Raw genomic sequence first — 24,638 nt, forward strand, 5'->3', positions numbered from 1 at the left:
TTGTCTTATTTAGTTTGAATTGAAAGAGAATTAGAAATGTATTTCATCAAATTTTTCATAAATTGATTTAAGTCAGATTTTTGCAGTTCTCTATTCATTAAATAAAACCCATTGATTTGTTTTTTTTGTTCAGGGAATAGTTTGATAATATCATTTTTGCCCTTGATTACAGAAATATTGTTTTTTAGATCAATAAAAAATGAATTACTTTCTTTGAAAGTATAGAATACGCCGTTTTCTAATACTGTTTTTTGAAGGTCTTTATGATGCTTGATGTAAAATGTAAAACCCGGTGCAATTTTACTTTCTTCATAATAACCAGAGGTAAGTTCTGGAACTGTTTCAATTTTTTTGTCGATTTTGACAAAATTTTTATCCTGGACAGTAAAAGATTCAACTTTGTTTTGAATAAGATTTATTCCAATATTTTCAGATTCTCCGTATGGATTTAAAACTAAAATATCTCTGTAGATGTCATATTTAAGTTTTACTTCATAATATTTTTGCCCCTCGTAATTGATTTTTCCAATTTCATATTTGTTTATTAAATACAAATGGCTGTCTCCAATTGTTCTGTACGGATTAATGTGTGGTGTTCCGTTATTAAGATCAAGATTATCTTTTCCAACAGTTTTGTCAAACCAATTGTAAATATTTACATCATTATTTGTTTGACTATGAATAATATGAATGTTTAATAATAACCCAAATAAAATAAGGAAAACGGATTTTTTTTGATAATTTTTCAAAGGATTTGATGGTTTTAGTGATTTGCTTTGGGGGGTTTTCAAATTTATTAAAAAAAGGTTATAAACAAAACACATATCTGTTAAAATGTGATAATTTCTTATTTTATTAATAACAAAAACCCTAAATCATCATTGTGATTTAGGGTTTTTAACGAATAATTTGATTGGAGTTAGAATTGTATATTTAAGTTTCAATCGTAGAAATCATCAGTCTTATCAAGGATTTCGTCGAATATTTTTTTTAGCGATCTTATATAAATTGGAAATGCAACGGCCAGTAAGATATATTCTAATCTTAAAACTGTAACATCGTCTAAAATTTTATATAAACAAGGAATAATAATAGCCAAAGAAACAACAACTCCAACCCACGGATTGTTTTTAATTTTCTTTATAGTTGGTAAAAGTTTCATTTCAGGGTTTCTCGTTAACGCTATCTTCATCTATTTTTATTTTGATTTAGGAGAGATAAAAGTAATTTTGATCTCATTCTATAAGTGTGAAAATGTCACGAAACCCTTTTTCTGTGTCATGAATCCCATAAATTGCTTGCTGCCTTAAAGTTTTTTCTTTCAAATAAGCATAAAAAAATCCTCCTGAAAAGAGGATATAATTTTGAGGTGAAATATAATTAAGATAAAATATTCATCTTTTTTATAAAATCTTTGTAGGTATCACTCAAATTTATTTTATGATTTCCTTTGAGGATAATAAGGTTATCTGCAAGAATAATTTCTTCTATCTTATCCGTATTTACGATCGTATTGCGATGCGTTTTTATAAATTTATTTTTGTCTAATAAATCGCTGATTTTAGTCAATGAAATTAGGATTACAAATTTTTCTTTTTCGGTTATAATATTGCAGTAACGTTCTTCAACTTCAATATACAGAATGTCTTCAAGTGCAACTTTTTTCAATGAGTTTTTCTTTTTAATAAATAAAGAATCATTACTGATAACTGTATTTTGTTCTTCACTCAAAAAGACATTGGTCTGCTCATAAAACTTTTCGACGGCCATTTCTAAGGCATACAAAATTTCAAGTTCATTAAAAGGTTTCATTAAAAAGCTGAAAGGTCTGGTAAGTTTTGCCCTTTCAAAAATCTGGCGATCCTGAGAACTTGTTAAAAAAACAAATGGTTTAGATGCATGAGGAATTATATTAATAGACTCTGCAAAAGTTATTCCGTCAGGTTTTCCATCCAGGAAAACATCAATTATAATTATATCAACAGGCTTTTCATAAAAAAGTTTTAATGCATCTGTATAGTTTGCGGCAACTCCGGCAACATTATAATTGTTGTCCAGCAATACTTTTACAAGTTCATCACTCTGCTCTAAAGTATCTTCTATAATTAAAACATTAATATTATCCATTTCATTTAGTTTTTGGGAACGTTAATATCATTTTAGTCCCTTTATTGAGTTCGCTTTCGATATTAAACGTTCCAGAGTTTTTCTTTATCATTTGTTTACATAATTGTAAACCCAAACCAGTACCTATAATTTCTGAATTGCCTTTTTTGGCCAGTAATTCGCCTTCATAAAGCAATTCCTTAATAGTGTTTTCATTCATTCCAATTCCGGTATCCTGAATTATAACCTGACAAAAATCAGAGTCTGTTTCATTTGCCGAAAAGGTAATTTGTCCATTTTCATTAGAAAATTTAATGGCATTGTCCAGTAAATTTCTAAATACAATTTTTAAAGAATCAAGATCAACAAACAGAAAGATATTTTTTGAAACTGAATTTTCGAATGTAATAGATTTATCCAGCAATAAAGGCTTATAATTATATTCAATTTGTTGTACAACAGAATATAAGTGAACAGATTCCTTGTGAAAATATAATTGTTTTGTCTGCAGTAATGCCCAGTGTAATAAATTATCTAATAAACTATAAGTGCCGTTTGCAATACTGCTATTCTGAATAATTAAATGATTTAACTCGTCGTAGTTTTTATTTTCAAGTGTAGCAGATAATTTAGAATTACTGTTTTTTAATGCATTTACAGACGAACGTAAATCATGACTTACAATAGAAAACAGCTGGTCTTTTGTTGCATTGAGTTCGTCGAGTTTGTTTTTTTGGCGTAAGATGGTTTTTCCATTTTTTACTTTTTGTGCATATAAATAAACTCCGCCGGTTAAAATTAATAAAAGACCAATAGCCGAGAAAAATAATGTATTACGCTGTGCATTTTTTAGCTCATTTTCTACTTCGAGTACTTTAATTTGTTTTTGTTTTTGTGCTACAGCGAATTTTTTTTCGTAATCTGCCAGAGCCCAAATTTTGCTTTGATTGTTTAAGGAATCTTTCCATTGAGCAGATTCTTTTCTGTAAAACAATGCCTTCTTAAAATTGCCTTTATTTTCTTCAACAACAGACATGTTTAATGAAGCTTTTCTCTTTATGTCAAAATCAACTGTTTTTTTTGATAAATCATATGCTTTTTCAAAATAAGGAATTGCTTGTTGGTCTTTATATTGAATATAGTATAAGTTCGCAATATCATTATAAATGCAAAATAAATTTATAATGTCTTTTTCTATTTCCAGAATTTCTAAACTTTTAAAAAGATACTCTTCCGCTTTAATAAAATCATTTAGGTGTAAATGACAAATTCCTAAATTTTGATAAATAAGACTAATTTTTAAGCCTTGTTGATTTAAGGATTTAAGTTTTTCTATTTTTTTGAAATATATAATTGCTTTTTCAAATTCTTTTAACTCTATTGAAGCATCACCTAAGTTTTTGTTGACTAAAGAATAGAACGTGAATTTTTTAGAAATTAAGTTTAATTCAAATTTTGCTTCTTTAAATAATTTTTTTTCAATAAAGCTATATCCCCTAAAAAAGTGACAATAATCTGCGAGTTCTTTATTTTTATTAATATTTAATTGTTTCATAGAACTGACCAAAGTCGAGTCCCAATTTTTTTTAATAAAAAAGTTAGAAGCTTTGCTAAAATTCAATTCATTTTTGAATTCAATCTCTTTTTTCTTTAGCACTTCGTTTAACTGTTTGTTTGACGATTGAGAAAACAACAAGAAAGGAGAGCAAACAATCAATAAATTTAAAAAAAATCTAATAATAAGCATTACTCATTTTTTGTTTAGAATTTAACAAGAAAATATTATATAATGAGGAAACATCGTTTAATGGATAATTTATAATCTCAATAAACGATGTTAGTAAAATATCTATTGTGAGGGTTTAACGACCTACAGATGTCTCTGTTCCTCTAGATGTTTCAGGATCAATATTTCTTAAATATGACATTACAGTAGTAATATTTTCAACACTTTCAGAAGCATAATCTATTTCAATATACCATACATCGTAAGTATCCGGTGTTTCTTCATCCCAGTCATAGTCAAAATAAATTTCGACAGTGTTAAGATGTTCTGTTAGTGTTCCAACTACCGGATTTTGCGAATCTTTAGAGTTAATGTATACAGTAGCACAAATTTTTAATGTTTTTGATCCTTCATTTTCGTAAATTTTAGCTGAAGCCAAAGGCGGAACCGGAAAAGTAATATTCACTTTGTCTGTAAAAGAAAAAGGTTCTGAGTTAATTCTTGTGATTTGAATGACATTAAAGTCCATAATAAGGTTTTTAGGGTTAATAATTTTATTTTTGGTGGGTTAAAGATATTTTATTTCTTTAAGAAAATATAAGGATTGTCGTGTTTTTTTTGTTAAATCATTCATTTATTGCTGTTCATAGATATAAAATTATAATTTGCTTTAAAAAAAATGAAAAAACCAGGAAATAAATTGTTGTAGATACGGCTTAAAACATTAAAATAATAAATCGACTTGCGAATTAATCTTTTCGAGATAATAATCTATTTTTCGAATGGCACGATTAAAGAAAAGATTTTGTTCTTTAATTCCTGATTGCCCTAAGGCTATTGAGTTGATAATTTGCTGTTTAAAAAACTGGTGTACATTTTTACAGCTGTCTTCATTGTCTGTAATAAAATAACCCAAGAGAGTATAAGGAACAAACATAGTTAGTTTTTCTTCCGTTTCTATGAGCATGTTATTGTTCAATAATATTAGTTCGTTATAATAAAGAGCAAAGTTATTATTAGGATCATTGCATTTTGCTTGTATTAAAATTATAATTCTCTTTAAGTCTTTACAAAGTGCATTGGCATTTTTTAAATTTAATAAGCCGGCTTCATAAAAATAGAGAATCTGCTGTAAGCTGCTATTTATGGTTGTGTCGTTCCAGATTTCATTTACAGCAGCGTTTTCGTATGTTTTTTTTAAGGTTTGCATATACTCGGTAAAAGATTCTTCAATTACAAAATTCTCGAATGATACTTTTTTCTGGTTAGTATTTAAAAGATTCAGCCACACAAAAGCTTTAAATTTTGACAAAATTGTTCCATCCATAAAATAAAACAACGGAATATCCTTGGCCGAATAATAAAGTTTTGTTTTGGGGTTCTTTGTCAATATTTCAACTTGCTGTGCTGATGCTTTAAAATATTGAAGCATATCTTTTAATGATTCAATCTCAATTGTTTTTTCTACAATGACTTTTTCTTTTTGAGAAAATAAATTATCCAGTGAAATATTAAAATGATTAGCCAGTTTGATGGTTTCATCAATAGAAAATTTACTCTTTTGTGATATCCTTCGATGCGATGCATCATAACTGATTTCCAGAATAGAAGCAATCTCATCTATCAAAGAATTTGATTTAGAAATTTTACTTCTAATAGCTTTTAAAAATGATTCCTGATGTTTCATAATTTGCGATAATCACAAATATAATAAAATGTTTTATTGTTTTGCGCAAATTGATATGTGATAAATGCAATAGGTTTGTCTTGTAATTTTAAAAAGAAACAGTATGAAAATGATAAATCAAGTTAGGATTGCCAATTCTTTTGGCAGTTTTCACAGAGTACAATTTATAAGTCTTCTCTTGTTTGCCACCTTTTGCTTTGGACAGGATGGTTCATCAAAAAGCATAGATACTTTGGCTAGTAATATTTCGGCAGGCCCTTCTGTAGAATTTGATGGAAAAGATATTGATCTGCACTATTTCAGATGGAAATCTAATAATAGCTTAAGGAATGACAGCATAAAGATTTTTAGCCTGTCTCCAATATCCAGAAGAGTAAATAAAGTAAATGGTTTTGCTTTGGGAGTAGGGCATTATGAGAATGAAAAAATTAAACTTCAAACAATTAATGGATTAAATGTTGAGGCGAGTCCTTTGTCAGTAGCTTTATTTACAATTTCGATTAATGTTCCATTTGAATCTTTTTTAGTTGGAATTAATGATAATGTTATTAGTAGCGTAGCTTTTTTTGATGACCGAACCGATACTTATATTAAGATAAATGGTTTAAACATCAGTTCAGGAGGATTTATGGGTGGTGCAGAATTAAGAGGGATAAATATTTCGATAATTTCAGGAATGAATAAAATGAATGGATTTTCTGTTGGAGGGATATTGAATACGAAGAGCTTTTCTGGGGTGAGTATTTCGGGTTTAGCAAATATATCTGATTCGGGAAATGGAATTCAAATTGGGTCATCAAACGTTTCCAGACGACATAACGGAATTCAGATCGGATTGTTTAATAATTCTAAAGAATTACGAGGAATGCAATTTGGTCTTTGGAATACAAACGGAAAACGTAAGCTTCCTTTTTTTAACTGGCAGTTTAAGAAATAAAAATAAAACAAATGAAAAATATACCAATCCTGCTTATCGCTTTCAGGCTTTTATTAGGGCCAATTTTAATAATGCTGACTTATAATTTTGGAGCCGAAATTAGAAAAGAACTTGTTGTTTTAATCTTTTTGGGATTATTGGTCATATAGATGTTTTACTTATCATCTTAATTCTTCCAAAATGGACATTTGATGTTCCCAGTTGTTATCATGCCTATTTGATTCGTAATAAAATTCCTTTCAAGAAGAATAAGCTGTTTAATTAAATTTAAAAACCCCAACTCAAATAAATGAGCTGGGGTTTTCTATGAATAAACCTTTAGTAAACTAAGATCTGATTACTCTTTTTTGTCCTCGCGCGGAGGTCTTGGAACAAGTGCTTTTTTAGACACTTTTTCTTTTTTGGTTTTAGGGTCAACTCCTAAGTATTTCACTTGGAAAACATCTCCCATTTTAACTACATCGGCAACATTTTCAGTACGTTCCCAAGCAAGTTCAGATACGTGAAGCAATACTTCATTTCCTGGTGCAGCAGTATATTCTACAACAGCTCCAAAATCAAGCATTTTGATTACTTTAACTTCGTAAGTTTCTCCTAATTGTGGTTTGAAAGTAATAGAAGCAATTTTTGCTAATACTGCTTCAATTCCAGCGGGATCTGTACCTAAGATTTCGATAACTCCTTGCTCATCAACTTCATTAATTACAATAGTTGTTCCAGTAGCTTTTTGTAATTCCTGAATTACTTTTCCGCCAGGGCCAATTAATGCTCCAATAAAGTTTCCAGGAATAGTTCTGGTGATGATTTTTGGTGCGTGTGCCTTTACATCTGCTCTTGGAGCTGCAATAGTTTCAGTTAATTTACCTAAAATATGCATACGTCCGTCACGAGCCTGATTAAGCGCCTGCTCCATAATATCATAACGTAACCCGTCAATTTTGATATCCATTTGACAAGCTGTGATACCGTCAGCAGTTCCGGTTACTTTAAAGTCCATATCTCCTAAGTGATCTTCATCACCTAAAATGTCTGACAATACAGCAAATTTCTCTCCGTCAGTAATCAATCCCATAGCAATTCCAGAAACTGGTTTTACCATTTGAACACCAGCATCCATTAAAGCCATTGTTCCAGCACAAACTGTTGCCATAGAAGAAGAACCGTTAGATTCTAAAACCTCAGAGACAACACGAATTGTATAAGGACAATCAGCAGGAATCATATTTTTTAATGCTCTTTGAGCTAAGTTACCGTGACCAACCTCTCTTCTTGAAGTTCCTCTTAATGGTTTTGCTTCACCAGTAGAGAAAGGAGGGAAGTTATAGTGTAAGTAGAATTTTTCTTCACCTTGTTCAGATGGAGAATCGATTTGGTTTGCTTCTCTGGAAGTTCCTAAAGTTACAGTTGCCAAAGCCTGAGTTTCTCCACGTGTAAATAAAGAAGAACCGTGTACAGATGGTAAATAATCAGTTTCACACCAAATTGGTCTGATTTCTGTAGTTTTTCTTCCATCTAAACGAATTCCTTTTTCAAGAATTACGTTACGAACAGCTTCTTTGTTTGTTTTGTAGAAATATTTTCCAACTAAACCAGCTAAATCTGCGTTTTCAGCATATTCTTCTTCAGTAAATAAAGCTTTAGCTTCTTCTTTTACAGCTGCAAATTTTTCGCCTCTTTCACTTTTTCCAGAAGCTTCTTGTGCAATTGCATAACATTTATCGTAAGCGGCAGCTTTTACTTTAGCGTAAACAGCTTCGTCTTCAACTTCGCCTTCGTAAGTTCTGTATTCCTGAGAGCTAAGTTTTGCTCTTAAACGCTGCTGCGCTTCAATTTGAACTTTAATTGCTTCGTGAGCAAATTTAATTGCTTCAACCATTTCAGCTTCAGAGATTTCTTTCATCTCACCTTCAACCATTGCAACAGAATCTAAAGAAGCACCGATCATCATATCGATATCAGATTTTTCTAATTCAGCTCTGCTTGGGTTGATTACTAATTTTCCGTCGATACGTGCAACACGAACCTCTGAAATTAAGTTGTAAAATGGAATATCTGAAACTGCTAATGCTGCAGATGCTGCTAAACCAGCTAATGCATCTGGCATAACATCGTCGTCATGAGACATTAATTGAATCATAACCTGAGTTTCAGCATGGTAATCGTCTGGGAAAAGCGGACGCAATACACGGTCTACTAATCTCATTGTTAATACTTCGCTGTCACTTGGTCTGGCTTCTCTTTTGAAAAAACCACCTGGGAAACGTCCCGCAGCAGCAAATTTTTCACGGTAATCTACCGTTAATGGTAAAAAATCAACACCTGGGTTAGATGTTCTTGCAGATACTGCAGTTGCTAAAAGCATACAGTTTCCTAAACGTACAACAACTGAACCATCGGCTTGTTTTGCTAATTTACCAGTTTCGATTGAGATGCTTCTTCCATCTCCTAAATCGATAATTTCTTTTGAAACTTGTGGAATCATAAATTTTTCCTTTTTGATTATACAATGGGTTTTAGTTGTGTTGTAGTTGTTGTTGTGTGTAGTTGTTGTTATCTAAAACCCAATGAAAAACCAAACTTTTTTTCTTGTAAATGCTTGTAATGTAAAAACAAAAAGAGGCACTCTCGCACCTCTTTTCTATATTGATTATTTTCTGATATTCAATACTTTGATAATCTCACGATATCTGTTGATCTCTTTCTTTTTCAAGTAATCCAACAAAGCTCTTCTTTTACCTACTAATAGTACAAGAGAACGCTCAGTGTTGTAATCGTGACGATTTTTTTTCAAGTGTTCAGTTAAGTGAGTAATTCTGTAAGTGAACAATGCAATTTGACCTTCTGCGCTTCCAGTGTTTGTTGCACCACCGTGTTGTGCGAAAATCTCTTCTTTCTTTTCTTTAGTTAAATACATTCCAATATTATTTAATGATTTTTATGTATGTCATACATCCTTTGTAAGACGGGTGCAAAATTACATCTTTTTTCCGAAAAAATAAATTTAAACTTTGAAAATTTTAATAATTAGTCAATTTCAGGTAAAAATAATCCTTTTTTGCTGATTTTAAGGTAGTTTGATTTTAAATACAGCTATTTGTGATTGGTTTGAAGATTGATTTTAAACAAAAATCTATTTTGATTTCTGAATTTTTTTGCCTGTTTCCTTTTCATTTAAGGAAGAGTAAGAAAGTTTTATATTGTTTTCGTCTATACTCATTCCTGAAATTAGAATTCCCTGGTCATAATTATCTGTAAATGAAACTTTACGTAAAGCATCATTTCCTGTCCAGACACCTTGTTTTAAACCATTTTTGATCATTCCTTTTTGGGCAACAAACTTATCATTTTCTTCATATTCCCCATTTCCATCAACTACGGTTTGATTTTTATTTTCATCCCAAAAATTAAGGATTAAAGTTTGAGCTGTTTTGGTTTTAGGATTCCACGAATTCTGTTTCTCAGACTTTTTACTTTGGTTTTCATACCAATTAATCTCTTTACCCACTTTATGATCGTCAGAATAATTTACTACTGATTCTTTCGATCCATTTTTGAAATAATAAATAAACTCTCCATCCTTTTTTAAAATGTCTTTATCTAAAGTGCAGCCCGTCATTTTTTTTCTTCCGTTTTTGTAAAAATCAGTTACAACGTAGCGCGCGCTTTTTTGAGAATAATTAGTAATTACTCTGGTATAGACATAGTTTTCGGGAGTAGCTTCACGATTTAATGAGTCAAGGAAAATTTTCTTTGAAACAACATTAATCTGTCCAAATAGATTGACTGAACTTATAAGAAGAAATATGATGAATACATTTTTTTTCATTCAGATCTATTTTTGATACATTAAAAATAGGTCTTCTAGAATAACTTCGCAACTTCTTGGTTAACAAACTCCAAAAATCTTTCATCAGCTTCTGTAAACGGATCAATTACGTGGCTGTCAATATCGATTTGGCCAATATTTACTCCATTTACAAAAAGCGGAACAACGATTTCAGATTTTACTGTTAAACTGCAGGCAATATAATTGTCTTGTGCTTTTACATCTGGCACAACAAAATTAGCATTGCTTTCAGCAACTTGTCCGCAGATTCCTTTCCCAAAAGGAATAACAGTATGATCTGTTTCAGCCCCTACATAAGGGCCTAAATGAAGTGTTTTATTTTCGTGATTTGCAAAATAAAAACCAACCCAATTGTAATATTCTACATTTTCGTTTAATAATTGGCAGACAGCTAGTATTTTTTCGTCTCTAACTTTTTTATTATCAGATACTATAGCACTTATTTTTGGTTGTAATTCTTGAAATGTCATGATTTGAAAATTTTATACAAAAGTATTTAAAGCTGAACTCAAAAAATACATAAATTTGAAAAAAAAATCTGTTGAAAAAATATCTAGCCCAATTCAAGCCGTTTTTAATTTTTATAGGTACTTTTTTTGCAGCTTACATTGCATTAACGCTATTATATAAATTTTATTTGAACAGCTTTAAAGCTGATGAAGTCGACGGAATTACAAATTTGGTTGGCCGTAATGTCGAGCAGCTGCTTCATGCTTTTAATTTTGATATAAAAGTTCAAAAAAGCTTTTCCAGTTCCTGGTTAGAAGTTCTATATAGCAATCATTACATTGTTAGAATTATAGAAGGCTGCAATGCTGTAAGCGTTATTATCTTATTTATTTCTTTTGTGCTTGCATTTTCGGGTAAGTTTAAAGTTACCTTATATTATATCCTGTTTGGAATCGTGTTTATTTATATTTTAAATATTGCCCGAATCGCTTTATTGACAATTTTGTTATTTCATTTTCCTGAAAAAAGTCATTTTTTGCACGGCGTCCTTTTTCCGTTAATTATTTACGGAACTGTTTTTATTTTATGGATTATCTGGGTTAATAAATTTTCGAAATATGCTAAATAAAATAAGAGAAGAAAAAAATAAAGTTTTCATTTCGATACTTGTTATTTGCTGTTTCGGGTTGATAAGAGCCTTTGAACGTTCTATCTTTTATGACCCGTTTTTAGATTATTTTGAATCGGATTTTAATAATATCAAATTACCAGAAGTTGATTCGTTAAAACTTTTCCTGAATCTTTTACTTCGGTTTGTTTTAAATACTGCTTTATCTCTTATTCTGATTTATACGCTTTTTAAGGATAAAGGAATTTTAATTTTTAGTTCCTTTTTATACACTTTTTTTTCAGTAGTTCTTTTCGCAATGTTTTTTATAATTGTTGAATATTTTCCAGAGAAAAGCTGGCTGTTGTTTTATGTTCGAAGATTTATTATTCAGCCCATATTTGTACTTTTGTTTATTCCGGCATTTTACTACCAGCTTCAGAATTTAAAAAAATAACATTTTATTATATTTTTATCCAAGTCTTTTTGAATACTTTTGCAGTATGAGTTTAAAAAAGTGCACAATATTATTTTTAGCGTTCCTATTGTTGGTTTCCAACACGGGGTTTGCTTTTGATGTGCATTATTGCGGAGGAAAAATAGCTTCTGTGTCTTTAAATACTTCAGCTTCTGTATCACCTGAAAAAAAATGCTGTGGGGCAAAAGAAGAGAAATCATCTTGCTGTAAAGACAAAGTTGTAAAATTTGAAAAAAAATCAAGCGATGCAACTTTTAAGGTTTTCTTTTTTCAGCTTGCATTTCCAGCTGTAATTCAGGAATACAAACCTATTGCGTTTTTGTCAATTCCAAACTTCAAAAACAATCAGGTTATTTCGTATTATTCTGATGCAAATTCGCCCCCCTTATTTAAGCTATATAATCAATACATTTTTTATTCCTGATTTTAATGTTTAGAATCAAGCCTTCTTTATAAGGTTTGTAATAGACTGTTGAACGTTTCTTCTTCGTGAGAAACTTAAAAACAGAATTTCTAAATAACATTAAAATCTTTTTTATGTCAAATAATATCGTGCTTTTTGTGATGTTTTTGCTTTCGGTTTCTGTGTTTTCACAAGAAAATCTAGAGGAAGTAAAAATTACAAAAAAGCAAAAAGGAATTACAAAATCCTATACCGTTACCGCAAATACGTCTTTAATTACTAGTAAAGAACTCTTAAAAGCAGCATGTTGTAATCTTGCCGAAAGCTTTGAGACAAATCCATCAATTGATGTCAATTTTTCTGATGCTTTAACAGGAACGAAACAAATCAAAATGCTGGGCTTAACAAGTCCGTATTTAATGATAACAGAAGAAAATATTCCTTCAGTTCGCGGAGCGTCACAAGCTTATGGCTTGTCTTTTACACCTGGAACCTGGATCGAAAGTGTTCAGATTACCAAAGGTGCCGGAAGTGTTATTAATGGTTACGAAAGTATTTCGGGACAAATAAATACCGAACTTTTAAAACCATTAAGTGATATTCCATTTTTTCTGAACGCTTATGGGTCTACCGATTCCAGATTTGAATTGAATACGCATTTCAATAAAAAATTATCTGATAAATGGGCAACAAGTTTATTTGTTCATGGAAATGCGCGTGTTGCTAAGAACGACATGAACGATGACGGTTTTTTAGACAATCCGTTAGGAAAACAAATAAATGTTTTAAACCGTTATCAATATTATGATCCCGAAAGTGGTTTGGTAAGTTTTATCAATTTCAGATACATGAATGATAAAAAACAGACCGGAGAAGTTGATTTTGATAAAGACCGTGATCGAGGAACTACCAATCATTGGGGTTCAGAAATCAATACAGAACGTTTTGATGTGTCTACGAAAATAGGATATGTTTTTAAAGATATGCCCTATCAAAGCATCGGATTTCAAAATGCTTTCAATAGTCATAAACAAGATTCATATTTTGGTTTAAATCAATATGATATTAAGCAGAATAGTTTTTATTCGAATTTAATTTTTAATTCGATTATCAATAATTCGATGCATAAATTTACGACTGGTTTAAATTTTTCATACGATCAATATCAGGAGTTTGTAAATGTTACGGATTACAGTAGAATCGATAATTCGGTTGGAGCATTTTTTGAATATACTTATGACAATACAGATAACTTCAGCATAATTTTAGGAGGAAGAGTAGACAATCATAACCGTTTAGGTTTTTTTGCTACACCGAGACTTCATGTGAGATACAATCCCTGGAAAAATGGAGTAATTCGTTTCTCTGCCGGAAGAGGAAAACGTTCGGCTAATATTTTTGCCGAGAATCAGCAGCTTTTTGCAAGTTCGAGAACATTTTCAATTTTAGATAATAGTGGAAAAATCTATGGTTTAAATCCGGAAATTGCATGGAATTATGGGGTGAGTTTTTCGCAGAAATTTAAACTTTTTGGTAAAAATGCCGATGCCGGATTTGATATCTACAGAACCGATTTTCAAAACCAGGCCGTTGTAGATTTAATGCAGAGTCCGCAGGAAGTTTTGTTTTATAATCTAAAAGGAAGTTCTTTTGCTAATAGTATTCAGGTTGAATTTAATTATGAGCTAATTCACAACTTAAATTTAAGAACGGCTTATAAATATTATGACATACAAACAGATTATTTAAGAGGAACTTTTCAGCGCCCGCTTCAGGCAAAACATCGTTTTCTGGGGAATTTAGAATACGAAACAAATTTAAGTAATGGCAGGCAATGGAAGTTCGATTATACCTTTAACTGGTCTGGAAAACAACAGCTTCCGTACACAGCTTCAAATCCTGCTGAAGATCAATTTCCTGATTTCTCACCCTCGTATGTCGTTATGAATGCTCAGGTTACAAGGATTTTCTCGCCAGTTTTTGAGGTATATATTGGAGGAGAGAATATTGGAAATTACAAACAGCAAAAAGCAATTTTAGGAGCAAATGATCCTTTTGGACCAAACTTTGATGCTTCTGTTGCTTATGCACCAATTTTTGGACAGATGTATTATGCAGGATTACGTTTTAAAATAAAATAGGTATTTAATATCAATATCAATATCAATATCAATATCAATAATAAATTTATAACACTAAATAACAGACAATGAAAAATTTGATTTTAATAGCAATGATAACTTTTTTAGGGTTTTCGGCTCAGGCTCAAACTAAAAAAAATAAGAATTTAAAATATACTGTAGAAGTTAACGGAAACTGTGAACAGTGTAAAAAGCGAATTGAAAAAGCTGCATTTGGAGTTCCGGGTGTAAAAACTGCTTCTTGGGATATTAGCACACATCAGCTTACTGTGATTTTAAATGAAGAGAAATCTTCTCCACAAGATTTGAATGCTGCAATTGCAAAAGTTGGACATGATACAAAAGAAGCAAAGGCCGCAGATGCTGATTATGAAAATCTTCATTCTTGCTGTAAGTATGAGAGAGAAAAATAATTTTAAAAGCCCGAGTATAATCTTCGGGCTTTTTTAATAGTTAATTTATCTTTAAAATATGGCTTTTAATTGTGGTTAAGGTAAATTATTGTTAATTTCACAAACTTATAAGTATAATCAAATTCGTTTATGAATAATTTTGAGTGGACCCAGTTACTAAACCCTGAATTCTATATAACTTTAAGTATCGGAGGTTTTGAGATTGGGTTATTTATTGTTCTGTTTATAGTTTTTGCCGAAACAGGACTTTTTGCAGGTTTTTTTCTACCAGGAGATAGTCTGCTTTTTTTGGCAGGTATTTACAGCCGTGACTTAATTCAAAATGTTGTTTATATTCCGGGAGATTTTATCAATGTATTTTTGCTTTCTACTGCTGTTGCATTTATGGGAGTTTTAGGAAACATGACAGGTTATTGGTTTGGAGCAAAAAGCGGTTATTATTTGTTTAAAAAAGAAGATACATTTTGGTTCAAGAAAAAATACCTTTTGCAATCAAAAGATTTCTTTGAAAAATATGGCGGAAAAGCAATTATTTATGCACGTTTCCTGCCAATCTTTAGAACTTTTGCACCAATCATTGCGGGAATAGTTTCTATGGATAAAAAGAAATTTATGTTTTATAATATCTTGAGTTCTTTCTTATGGTCATTTATTTTAATCTTTGCCGGACATTACTTATACGGTGTATTTTTGAAAAAAGGAATTGATTTAAAAGAACATATTGAATACATCATTATAATAATCATTATCATTTCGACATTTCCGGTTCTTTTAAAACTCTTAAAAAAGAGACCAAGCGAAGAAATATAATATCAAAGAATAAAATAAAAAAGTCCAAAGTTTTTAAACTTTGGACTTTTTTTGTTTTCTGTTATTTAGATGAATCTATTCAAATAGTAAATTGAATTATACCGCATTTTAAATATAGCCCATAGTTGAAACCGTGGGACTCAATATATGTAATCGTATGTTATGTTGTATTCCATTCTCTATTTCATTCGTTTCCCACGGTTGAAACCGTGGGCTATGTTTTATAGAAAGAACTTATAAGAATGATTTTTTATTTTGTTATCCAATGGAAAGAGAAGTTTCTATAATTAAAATTTAAAATATTGAGTTTTTAAATTTAAATCCTACCATTCATTCACTTTATTAGCATCCATTTTTAAGAAGATGAACAATAAAATAGTGAAGCCCCAAAGTCCGGAACCTCCATAAGAAAAGAAGGGCAGCGGAACTCCAATTGTTGGAAAAACACCAATAACCATTGCAATGTTTACAAAGAAATGTATAAATAAAATTCCTGCGACACAATAGCCATAAACCCGGCTGAATTTAGTTTTTTGCCTTTCGGCTAAATAAATTACTCTTAGGAATAAACCGGTAAAAAGTAAAATAACAATCAAAGAACCAATAAATCCCCATTCTTCGCCAACTGTTGTGAAAATGTAATCGGTATGCTGTTCAGGAACAAATCCTCCTTTAGTTTGTGTACCTTCTAAGAAACCTTTTCCAAGCCATCCTCCGGACCCAATAGCAATTTCAGATTGGTTAGTATTATAACCGATACCTTTCATATCTACTGTTTTTCCTAAAAGAATATTGAAACGATCTCTATGATGCTGTTTAAATACATTGTCGAATACATAATCAACAGAAAAGACAAATCCAGAGATAAGGGCCAGTAAAATTGCGCTTAAAAGGATATTCCTGTCAACTGCCCTTCCTTTAAAATGTATAATAATTAGAACACCCAGTGAAATTAAAATAACGACATACGGTTCTAAGATAAGCGTTAAAACAAATAATAGGATGGTAATAAAACCTGTCCAAACGTACCAGGCCGGCAGTCCTTCTCTAAATAAAACAAGAATAAAAACGCTATAGATTAACGCACTTCCCGGATCGGGCTGTGGCAGAATAAGCAATACAGGCAGAAATACAATCGCTAAAGCCTGTAACTGCCTGTTAGTTTCTTTTAGGTTAATTTGCGTATCACTTAAATATTTGGCTAATGCCAATGATGTAGCGGCTTTTGCAAACTCTGACGGCTGAAGCGTGAAACTTCCTATGGCATACCAGCATCGCTGACCGGCAATAGTTTTTCCAAAGAGAAACAATCCCGCCAAAGACAATAATGCAACACCAAATATGATACTAGCGTATTTTTCGTAAAATTTTCCATCAACAAAAAGCACAACAAAAATTAGTGGAATTGTACATCCAATAAAAATTAATTGTTTTTGGTACGTTCCATCGGTTGATAATAATGAGGAGGAATAAATATTCAGCCACCCCAATGTTACCAGCGCAATGTAGATAAAGACACTTATCCAGTCAATGTTATTTTTTACACTTTGATTTTTCATCTGAAATAATCTTAATTATTTTTAGTAGTGTCTATTATTGTTTTTTTAACTTCTGTTTTTGGAGCAGTTACTGCTTTAGGAACTACAATCTTAGCTTTTAAAACAGAATCTTTTGGTGTCGACTCAATTGCGCTTGCCTCGTTCATTCCGCCTAATTTGGCATATTCGCTTGCCAAACTTTTATTTAAAACGCGAATCTCCAAATCAGTTCTTGTGATTTTCTTTCTTAAATATTTTTCGATCATTAAACTGGCAATTGGCCCCGCAACAGTTGCTCCAAAACCTCCATTTTCAATCATAACTGCAATTGCAATTTTCGGATTGTCTTTTGGTGCAAAAGCAACAAAAATAGAGTGGTCTTTAAGCTTTTCTCTTTTACCGTTTATTTTGGCATAATTCTCAGCTGTTCCCGTTTTTCCGCAAATATCAATTCCGTTTACTCTAAGGGCATAAGCAGTACCTTTGTTGTAAACATCAAATAATCCGCTGATAACCGGCGGGAAATATTTTTGATCAATAGTTGTGGTATGCTTTTCTGTAAACTTAGGATCAATTTTTTTGCCTTCAATTTTTTTAATGATATGAGGCGTATAATAATATCCTTGGTTCGCTACTGTTGCCATCATATTTGCTAATTGAATAGGGGTCATTAAAACCTCTCCCTGCCCAATAGCATTTGATACAATAGTTGAGCTTCGCCATCCTCCGTTAGGATAGATTTTTTTGTATGTTTTTGATGTTGGAATATTACCTTTTTTACCCGTTGGTAAATCATATCCCATAAACTGACCTAAACCAAAACTTTTTACGTGACCGCTCCAAACATCTACAGCTTTACCCGGATCTGAATATTTGTTAATCGTTAACATATAAGCCTGACCAAAGTAAGTGTTACAGGAATTATAAATTCCATTATGTAATTGATGAGGTCCAAAGCCGTGGCATTTCATAAAACGACCACCGCCGTAACTAAATCCATGATGACACATAAAAGTAGTCTGCTCGTTGACAACACCTTCCTGCAGCGCGACTAAACCAGTTAGGATTTTAAATGGAGAACCTGGAGGATACTCAGCCAAAAGCCCACGGTCATACAAAGGTTTTGCAATAGAATCATGATATAACAGTGTGTAGTTTTTAGATCTTTGTCTTCCAACCAGAATCCCCGGATCGTAAGAAGGAGCAGTAACCAATGCCAATATTTCACCAGATTTTGGTTCAATAGCAACAATTCCACCGCGTTTGTTAATCATTAATTCTTCACCATACTTTTGAAGCTCGGCATCAATAGTTAAATTGATATCTTCTCCGGCAACGGCGATTGTATCATATTTTCCTTCTTTGTAGGCGCCAATTTCCCGGTTATATTTATCCTTTTGAATATATTTTACACCTTTTATACCGCGTAAAATTTCTTCATAGCTTTGTTCTACACCTTGTTTTCCAATTAAATCACCGCTGTTGTAGTACGGATTCTCTTCGATTTGTTTTTCGTTTACCTGAGTAATGAAACCAAAAATATTAGCACCGTAGTCTACTTCGTAATCACGAAGAGAACGTTTTTGAAAATAGAAACCTTCATACTTTCTGATTTTTTCCTGAAAAGCAGCAAATTCGGTTTTATTTAACTGAGATAAAAATACAGATGGGAGCCTAGGGCTGTAAACTCTTGCCTTTGCAATTCTTTTCTCATAATCTTCCCGTGTAATATTTAAAAGGGCACAAAATTCAGGGATATTAAGATTTTCTTTAATATCTCTTGGGATTACCATGATATCATAAGAAGCCTGATTGGCAACTAATAACTTACCATTTCTGTCATAAATATAGCCGCGTTCAGGATAGTCATAGACTTTTTTAATTGCATTGTTTTCTGATTTCAATTTGAATGAATCGTCAATAATCTGCAGATAAAAGATCCTAATCACTAGCAAAGATGCTGCAATAATAATTAAAGAGGGCAGCAGAACTTTTCTCATCGTTTATTGGGCTTAATAATATAAATTATTATAATTGAAGTGATTATTGTAAAAATGCTGCTAAATAATGTTCGCAGTAAGATGTCTAATATGAATTTAAACTGAAAAGCTTCTAAAGTAAATAATACAATATGATGTAATAAAACAGAGACTAATATAAATGAAAAGCGTTCAGGCGTTAAAGATTCGTTTAGTTTAATGGTTTGATATTCGTAACTTAAACCAAATGAAAACTTAAAAATATACGGCCGGTAATAAGAAAGAAGCACACATGCTGTAGCATGGATTCCGCCAGAATTACAAAACATATCCATTACTAATCCCAGTGAAAAACTTGAAATAATTAATCCTGCTCTGTTACTGTTTACCGGATATAAAATAATGTACAAGATATATGGAAAAGGACTTATGTATCCTAAAAAATTCATGTTGTTAAAAATAACAATCTGAATTGCCAGCAACATAATAAATCGAAAAATATTTACCAACAAAGCGCTACTCATCTTTTTCTTTGCTTTTGTTTTCTAAATTAATAAGTTCTTCCCTGTCCTTACTCTTGATAATATAAACATGTCCTAAGTTTGTCATATCGTTAAACAACTTAACTTTTATAACATAAAAACTTGTATTTTCTTTTTTGTATACAACATCTACGGTTCCAATATTAATTCCCTCTGGGAAAATTACTGATTGTCCTCCGGTAACAATCGTGTCACCTTTTCTGATGGATGCTAATCTGGGAACATCTTCTAACTGAACAAATCCAGTACTTTTTCCGTCCCATGTTAATGAACCAAAATGATTTGACTTTTTAATTTTTGCATTAATGTGCGATTTCATATTCAAAATGCTGACCACAGTTGAGTAATTTGGCGAAGTATTGTCGATAACACCAATAATTCCTAAGCTGTTAATAACACCCATATCTTGTTTAACCCCTTCTTTGCTTCCTGAGTTAAGAGTGATATAGTTTTCGTGTGTATTATAAGAATTATGAATTACTTTTGAAACAATAATATCGGCAGGTTTAATACCTTTTATGCTGTCTGCCAGTGGTGCTTTGGTAGTGTCTTTTTTATTAAATAAAAGACTTTTTAACCTTGCATTTTCAAGTACAAGTTCGTCATTTTCGGCTCTTAAATTCAAATATTCGTTTACACGATTGATTCTTTCATAAACACCTCCGCTCAAAAAATTTGCGGAACTGATTACTCTGCTTCTGTGATAGGAATGCGATTGAATTGTGAGAGTCAACGAAATACCTAAAAGCAGCAAAAACAGCAATCGATTACTGTTTCTTATAATGAAATTAAAAATTTGCTGCATTTCGTGTCTGGTTATTTTGTTTCAGGATATGCTTTAAGGTTTCAAATTTTATTAGGGTCAAATATTAGAAATTTGACCCTAATAAAAGTATATTGATTGTTATTTCTGAATCTTATTTGATTAAGATACTTTTAAATTTTGCGATGTTTTTAAGCGCCATTCCTGTACCGCGAACAACTGCTCTTAACGGATCTTCAGCAATGTAAACAGGTAAATCTGTTTTTTGAGAAATACGTTTGTCAAGACCTCTTAACATAGATCCCCCGCCAGCTAAATAAATACCAGTGTTGTAAATATCGGCAGCTAACTCAGGAGGAGTTTGAGATAATGTTTCCATTACTGCATCCTCAATACGCTGAATCGATTTGTCTAATGCTTTTGCAATTTCACGGTAAGAAACATCAACTTGTTTTGGTTTTCCTGTAAGTAAGTCTCTACCTTGAACAGACATATCTTCTGGCGGTCCGTCTAAATCTTCGATAGCCGCTCCAATTTGAATTTTAATTTTCTCAGCAGTACTTTCCCCTACGAAAAGGTTATGCTGTGTACGCATGTAATAAACAATATCGTTTGTAAAAACGTCACCCGCAATTTTTACAGATTTGTCGCATACAATTCCGCCTAATGCGATAACGGCAATTTCAGTTGTACCACCTCCAATATCGACAATCATGTTTCCTTTTGGCTGCATGATATCGATACCAATACCTATTGCGGCTGCCATAGGCTCATGAATTAAGTAAACTTCTTTTCCGTTTACTCTTTCACAAGATTCCTTTACCGCTCTCATCTCCACCTCAGTAATACCAGAAGGAATACAAACTACCATGCGTAATGCAGGAGTAAACATTCTTTTTTTCAATGCTGGAATGCTTTTAATGAACATGTTGATCATTTTTTCCGAAGCATCAAAATCGGCAATTACACCATCTTTTAAAGGCCTTATGGTCTTGATGTTTTCATGCGTTTTACCTTGCATCATGTTGGCTTCCTTACCAACAGCAATGATTTTGCCTGACACTCTATCACGTGCAACGATTGACGGACTATCAATAACGACTTTATCATTATGTATGATTAAAGTGTTTGCGGTACCAAGGTCTATCGCAATATCCTCGGTCATGAAATCAAAAAATCCCATAAGTTTTTTAGGGGTTTAAAATGTTATAAAATTATTTATCGAACAAAGTTAAACAAATTAATGTTTAAAATGACGTGTTCCTGTAAATACCATTGCAAGATTATTTTCATTGCAATAATTTATGCTTAATTCATCTTTTATCGAACCTCCCGGCTGAATTACTGCGGTTATTCCTGCTTTTTTGGCTAATTCTACACAATCCGGAAAAGGGAAAAATGCATCACTTGCCATCGAAGCTCCATTTAAATCAAATCCAAAAGCTCTTGCTTTGTCAACAGCCTGTACTAAAGCGTCGACTCTTGAAGTCTGACCTGTACCGGATGAAATCAGTGTTCCGTTTTTTGCAAATACGATTGTGTTTGATTTTGTATTCTTGCAAATTTTTGAAGCAAAGATCAAATCTTCGATCTCCTGAGTGGTAGGTTCAGTAATAGTAACGGTTTTTAAATGCTCTTTATTATCTGTAATATTATTTCTGTCCTGAATTAACAAACCATTAAGACATGTTCTAACTTGTTTTAAAGGTAATTCGACTTCATTTTGAACTAATATAATTCTGTTTTTCTTTTCTTGTAAAACTGTAATCGCCTCATCATCATAAGCTGGAGCAATAACAACTTCACAGAATAGTTTGTTGATTTCCTGCGCTGCAGCCAAATCAATTTTAGTATTTGCAATTAAAACGCCGCCAAATGCAGATGTAGGATCACAAGCCAAAGCTGCTAAATAAGCCTCGCTTATGGTTTTTCTTGAAGCCAAACCGCAGGCATTGTTATGTTTTAAAATAGCAAATGTAGGTCCGTCAGTTTTAAATTCAGCAATTAAATTAACTGCAGCATCAACATCTAATAAGTTATTGTAAGATAATTCTTTTCCGTGAACTTTTTTGAACATAGCATCAAAATCTCCAAAGAAAAATCCTTTTTGATGCGGGTTTTCTCCATATCTTAAAACTTGTCCGTTATCAATACTTTCTTTGTAAATTGTTTCGTCAGTATTGAAGTAGTTAAAAATTGCACCATCATAATGAGATGAAACGTGGAAAGCTTTAGTAGCAAACAATCTTCTGTTTTCTAGAGTTGTAGCTCCATTTTGTTCCGTTATCAAATCTAAAAGAAGGCTGTATTCGTTAACAGAAGCAACAATTACAGTGTCTTTGAAGTTTTTTGCACCGGCACGGATTAATGAAATTCCGCCAATGTCAATTTTTTCAATAATATCTTGTTCACTTGCACCAGAAGCAACAGTTTTTTCAAAAGGATACAAATCAACAATTACTAAATCAATTTGAGGAATGTCAAATTCTTTCATTTGCTGAACATCACTTTCATTATCCTGACGATTTAAAATTCCGCCAAAAATTTTCGGATGTAAAGTTTTTACCCTTCCTCCAAGAATTTCAGGAAAAGAAGTTATATCTTCAACAGGAACTACCGGAATTCCAAGGTTTTTAATGAAATCTTCTGTTCCTCCAGTTGAGTAAAGTGTTACGTTTTGTTCGTGTAATTTTCTAACAATTGGTTCTAATCCATCTTTCGAAAAAACAGATATTAATGCTGATTGTATTTTTTTAGTTGTGCTCATTGTGTAGTTATGATTTTCAGACTGCAAAAGTAGTTTTTTTATATATTATTTTAAAAGATTTAGTGTAACAATCTCTTAAAAAAATCTACTGATGAGTAAGTTAACTTTTATTAGGTTTTTGTTTTTAAATTATTGAATTTTACTTTATTGAAAAATACTACTATATGTTTCTTTATCTAAGATTATTAAAAGAAAGTCTCAGCTTTGCGATAAACGCTTTACGAAATAATAAACTGCGTACTTTATTATCATTGCTGGGTGTTACAATTGGTATATTTTCGATAATTGCCGTCCTGGCTGCCGTTGATTCATTAGACAAAAAAATCACTAAAGATTTGAGCAGTTTAGATAAAAATACGATTTATTTAATGAAATTTAACTTTGGGCCGTCTGAAATTCCGCAATGGAAGAGGGAACAGTTTCCAAATGTAAAATATGATGAATATGTTGGTTTAAAAAATTCGATGAATAATACCGATCAGGTAGGTTATCAGCTTTTTGTAAATAGAGAAACCTTGAAGTATGATTCGAAAACGGCTGCTGATGTAAACATCGTTCCATCTTCATTTGAAATGGTAGATATCGATGGATTAAGTTTTGATAAAGGAAGATTTTACAACGAATCTGAATCGAATTCAGGAACGGCAGTTATTGTTTTAGGATATGAAATTGCAGAAGGACTTTTTGGTTCAAGTGATCCGATTGGAAAAAATATTCGTCTTTACGGACAGCGTTTTACCGTTATTGGTGTAATTGCCAAACAAGGTGCCGGGTTTTTTGGAGACAGTAATGATACATCGGTTTATCTGCCGGCCAATTTTTTACGTCGAATGTATGGTGACAGCGATGCGATGACTCCAGTTATTGTTTTAAAACCCACGAAAGGAGTCGATATGGATGCTTACAAAGCTGAAGTTGCTCAAAAACTTAGAATAATCCGTGGAATGAAAGCTGGGGAAATGGATAATTTCTTTATCAATGTACTTTCCGGGTTTACTGATTTTATCGATGGAATTTTAGGACAGATGAATGTAGTGGGGTGGATTATAAGCGGATTTTCTCTTTTAGTCGGCGGATTCGGGATTGCAAATATTATGTTTGTTTCGGTTAAAGAAAGAACCCATTTAATTGGAATTCAAAAGTCATTAGGAGCAAAAAATCGTTTTATATTATTTCAGTTTTTATTTGAAGCCATAATTCTTTCCGTAATTGGTGGAATTATAGGTTTATTGATGGTTTGGGGAATTGCCATTATTCTAACAAAAGCACTGGACTTTGAGTTTGTTTTAAGTTTAGGAAATATACTTCTGGGAACTGGTCTGGCGGCATTTATCGGATTGATTTCGGGAATTCTACCAGCAATTTCTGCTGCAAATTTAGATCCAGTTGAGGCTATACGGACTGGGATGTAGTATTTTTTTGTAATATTTTACTTAAAATTTTG

The 24,638-nt window shown here is 31.9% G+C and carries 25 protein-coding genes; 9 read left to right on the forward strand and 16 right to left on the reverse strand.

The genetic code is table 11. The features are described 5' to 3' along the window. Positions 1-5: 5 nt before the first annotated feature. The 6 genes from AABD74_RS06965 to AABD74_RS06990 all read right to left on the reverse strand — a co-directional run bounded on the left by AABD74_RS06965 (position 6) and on the right by AABD74_RS06990 (position 5,519). Positions 6-749, reverse strand: coding sequence for a hypothetical protein (locus tag AABD74_RS06965; protein ID WP_406845077.1), 744 nt, complete (start codon positions 747-749; stop codon positions 6-8). 191 nt (positions 750-940) lie between these two features. Next, positions 941-1,192, reverse strand: a complete 252-nt coding sequence (locus tag AABD74_RS06970) for a hypothetical protein (protein WP_232676809.1) — start codon at positions 1,190-1,192, stop codon at positions 941-943. Positions 1,193-1,380: 188 nt separating this feature from the next. Next, complete coding sequence (locus AABD74_RS06975) at positions 1,381-2,127, reverse strand: LytTR family DNA-binding domain-containing protein (RefSeq protein ID WP_232676806.1); 747 nt, start codon at positions 2,125-2,127, stop codon at positions 1,381-1,383. A 1-nt stretch (position 2,128) separates the two neighbouring features. Further along, positions 2,129-3,763 carry a tetratricopeptide repeat-containing sensor histidine kinase gene (locus tag AABD74_RS06980; protein WP_232676802.1) on the reverse strand — a complete coding sequence of 545 codons (1,635 nt, stop codon included), beginning with the start codon at positions 3,761-3,763 and terminating at the stop codon, positions 2,129-2,131. Positions 3,764-3,968: 205 nt separating this feature from the next. After that, complete coding sequence (locus AABD74_RS06985) at positions 3,969-4,361, reverse strand: hypothetical protein (RefSeq protein ID WP_232676799.1); 393 nt, start codon at positions 4,359-4,361, stop codon at positions 3,969-3,971. A gap of 195 nt (positions 4,362-4,556) precedes the next feature. Beyond that, positions 4,557-5,519 (reverse strand): hypothetical protein, encoded by a 963-nt coding sequence (locus AABD74_RS06990; protein ID WP_406845078.1) that lies wholly within the window; start codon positions 5,517-5,519, stop codon positions 4,557-4,559. Positions 5,520-5,622: 103 nt separating this feature from the next. Between AABD74_RS06990 and AABD74_RS06995 the strand changes: the two genes are divergently transcribed. Together AABD74_RS06995 and AABD74_RS07000 are read left to right on the forward strand one after the other, a co-directional pair. Then, positions 5,623-6,456: an LA_2272 family surface repeat-containing protein gene (locus AABD74_RS06995; protein ID WP_406845079.1), complete on the forward strand. Its 834-nt coding sequence runs from the start codon at positions 5,623-5,625 to the stop codon at positions 6,454-6,456. An 11-nt stretch (positions 6,457-6,467) separates the two neighbouring features. After that, the gene (locus AABD74_RS07000; RefSeq protein ID WP_232676793.1) at positions 6,468-6,605 is read left to right on the forward strand and encodes a hypothetical protein; all 138 of its coding nucleotides are present in this window, start codon (positions 6,468-6,470) and stop codon (positions 6,603-6,605) included. Between the two features lie 188 nt (positions 6,606-6,793). Here AABD74_RS07000 and AABD74_RS07005 read toward each other — a convergent pair whose 3' ends face one another. The 4 genes from AABD74_RS07005 to AABD74_RS07020 form a co-directional block, all read right to left on the reverse strand. After that, positions 6,794-8,938, reverse strand: a complete 2,145-nt coding sequence (locus AABD74_RS07005; RefSeq protein ID WP_232676791.1) for a polyribonucleotide nucleotidyltransferase — start codon at positions 8,936-8,938, stop codon at positions 6,794-6,796. A 165-nt stretch (positions 8,939-9,103) separates the two neighbouring features. Continuing rightward, positions 9,104-9,370: a 30S ribosomal protein S15 gene (gene rpsO / locus AABD74_RS07010; RefSeq protein WP_125723301.1), complete on the reverse strand. Its 267-nt coding sequence runs from the start codon at positions 9,368-9,370 to the stop codon at positions 9,104-9,106. Positions 9,371-9,586: 216 nt separating this feature from the next. Next, positions 9,587-10,282, reverse strand: a complete 696-nt coding sequence (locus AABD74_RS07015) for a hypothetical protein (protein ID WP_232676781.1) — start codon at positions 10,280-10,282, stop codon at positions 9,587-9,589. 35 nt (positions 10,283-10,317) lie between these two features. Beyond that, the gene (locus AABD74_RS07020; RefSeq protein ID WP_406845080.1) at positions 10,318-10,773 is read right to left on the reverse strand and encodes a GAF domain-containing protein; all 456 of its coding nucleotides are present in this window, start codon (positions 10,771-10,773) and stop codon (positions 10,318-10,320) included. 71 nt (positions 10,774-10,844) lie between these two features. Between AABD74_RS07020 and xrtF the strand changes: the two genes are divergently transcribed. The 6 genes from xrtF (at position 10,845) to AABD74_RS07050 (ending at position 15,605) form a co-directional block, all read left to right on the forward strand. After that, the gene (xrtF, locus tag AABD74_RS07025) at positions 10,845-11,381 is read left to right on the forward strand and encodes an exosortase family protein XrtF (RefSeq protein WP_232676777.1); all 537 of its coding nucleotides are present in this window, start codon (positions 10,845-10,847) and stop codon (positions 11,379-11,381) included. After that, positions 11,371-11,817: an exosortase F system-associated membrane protein gene (locus AABD74_RS07030; protein WP_232676767.1), complete on the forward strand. Its 447-nt coding sequence runs from the start codon at positions 11,371-11,373 to the stop codon at positions 11,815-11,817. Before xrtF ends, AABD74_RS07030 begins: the two co-directional genes overlap by 11 nt. 46 nt (positions 11,818-11,863) lie before the next feature. Next, positions 11,864-12,262 carry an HYC_CC_PP family protein gene (locus AABD74_RS07035; protein ID WP_232676759.1) on the forward strand — a complete coding sequence of 133 codons (399 nt, stop codon included), beginning with the start codon at positions 11,864-11,866 and terminating at the stop codon, positions 12,260-12,262. 113 nt (positions 12,263-12,375) lie between these two features. Then, a complete protein-coding gene (locus AABD74_RS07040; protein WP_406845081.1) occupies positions 12,376-14,382 on the forward strand; it encodes a TonB-dependent receptor plug domain-containing protein in 2,007 nt (668 codons plus the stop codon). Between the two features lie 68 nt (positions 14,383-14,450). Next, complete coding sequence (locus AABD74_RS07045; RefSeq protein WP_406845082.1) at positions 14,451-14,795, forward strand: heavy-metal-associated domain-containing protein; 345 nt, start codon at positions 14,451-14,453, stop codon at positions 14,793-14,795. A gap of 129 nt (positions 14,796-14,924) precedes the next feature. Further along, positions 14,925-15,605, forward strand: coding sequence for a DedA family protein (locus tag AABD74_RS07050; protein ID WP_232676744.1), 681 nt, complete (start codon positions 14,925-14,927; stop codon positions 15,603-15,605). 323 nt (positions 15,606-15,928) lie between these two features. On the opposite strand, the gene rodA is transcribed toward AABD74_RS07050, so the two are convergent. The 6 genes from rodA to purH form a co-directional block, all read right to left on the reverse strand. Beyond that, the gene (gene rodA / locus AABD74_RS07055; RefSeq protein ID WP_232676737.1) at positions 15,929-17,164 is read right to left on the reverse strand and encodes a rod shape-determining protein RodA; all 1,236 of its coding nucleotides are present in this window, start codon (positions 17,162-17,164) and stop codon (positions 15,929-15,931) included. 11 nt (positions 17,165-17,175) lie between these two features. Beyond that, positions 17,176-19,143 (reverse strand): penicillin-binding protein 2, encoded by a 1,968-nt coding sequence (gene mrdA, locus AABD74_RS07060; RefSeq protein WP_406845083.1) that lies wholly within the window; start codon positions 19,141-19,143, stop codon positions 17,176-17,178. Next, positions 19,140-19,646, reverse strand: a complete 507-nt coding sequence (locus tag AABD74_RS07065; RefSeq protein ID WP_406845084.1) for a rod shape-determining protein MreD — start codon at positions 19,644-19,646, stop codon at positions 19,140-19,142. The genes mrdA and AABD74_RS07065 overlap by 4 nt, the downstream gene beginning before the upstream one ends. Continuing rightward, complete coding sequence (mreC, locus tag AABD74_RS07070) at positions 19,639-20,469, reverse strand: rod shape-determining protein MreC (RefSeq protein ID WP_232676715.1); 831 nt, start codon at positions 20,467-20,469, stop codon at positions 19,639-19,641. The genes AABD74_RS07065 and mreC overlap by 8 nt, the downstream gene beginning before the upstream one ends. A 112-nt stretch (positions 20,470-20,581) precedes the next feature. After that, positions 20,582-21,610 carry a rod shape-determining protein gene (locus tag AABD74_RS07075; protein ID WP_008466528.1) on the reverse strand — a complete coding sequence of 343 codons (1,029 nt, stop codon included), beginning with the start codon at positions 21,608-21,610 and terminating at the stop codon, positions 20,582-20,584. Between the two features lie 57 nt (positions 21,611-21,667). Next, a complete protein-coding gene (gene purH, locus AABD74_RS07080) occupies positions 21,668-23,194 on the reverse strand; it encodes a bifunctional phosphoribosylaminoimidazolecarboxamide formyltransferase/IMP cyclohydrolase (RefSeq protein WP_232676713.1) in 1,527 nt (508 codons plus the stop codon). A 164-nt stretch (positions 23,195-23,358) separates the two neighbouring features. On the opposite strand from purH, the gene AABD74_RS07085 reads away from it, so the two are divergent. After that, entirely contained in the window at positions 23,359-24,606 is a 1,248-nt protein-coding gene (locus AABD74_RS07085; RefSeq protein WP_406845085.1) for an ABC transporter permease, read from the forward strand. Positions 24,607-24,638 lie beyond the last annotated feature (32 nt).

Source organism: Flavobacterium soyae (assembly GCF_045348165.1).
GTDB lineage: Bacteria > Bacteroidota > Bacteroidia > Flavobacteriales > Flavobacteriaceae > Flavobacterium > Flavobacterium soyae.